Annotated in this window: 1 protein-coding gene; it reads right to left on the bottom strand. The window is 65.8% G+C overall.

Annotated features, from left to right (window positions below):
* Position 1: 1 nt before the first annotated feature.
* A partial coding sequence (locus KVT44_RS55765) for a TetR/AcrR family transcriptional regulator C-terminal domain-containing protein (RefSeq protein ID WP_217576908.1) occupies positions 2-357 on the bottom strand: 356 nt, incomplete at its 5' end.

Raw genomic sequence — 357 nt, forward strand, 5'->3', positions numbered from 1 at the left:
GTTACGGCGGTGTCGGGTCGGTGGGGTTTTGGTGTGTGGTGATTCCGGTGAGGATGAGGTCGAGGCCGGCGAGGAATTCTGTTCGGTCGTCGTGGTCGCGTAGTTGGTCTGCGACGTTGCGGGTGAAGGGGTACTCGTCGGGGTCGAGGCCTGCCCATGCGGTCGCGGTGGTGTTGAGGAACTCGGTCCGGCTGGTGTGCGGCTGGAGTGCGCGGGCGTTGGCTGCGTTCTGTCCGCCGACGCCGAGGATGTAGTTCAGCAGCGTTGAGGCGGCGGTGAACTGGGCGGGGTGGGGTACGCCGAGGGTTTGGATGTGGCGTCCGAGGTGTTCGAAGACCCGCAGGATGGGTGACTGGG

It is taken from the genome of Streptomyces sp. GbtcB7, from assembly GCF_019091445.1.
Classification (GTDB): Bacteria; Actinomycetota; Actinomycetes; order Streptomycetales; family Streptomycetaceae; genus Streptomyces; species Streptomyces mirabilis.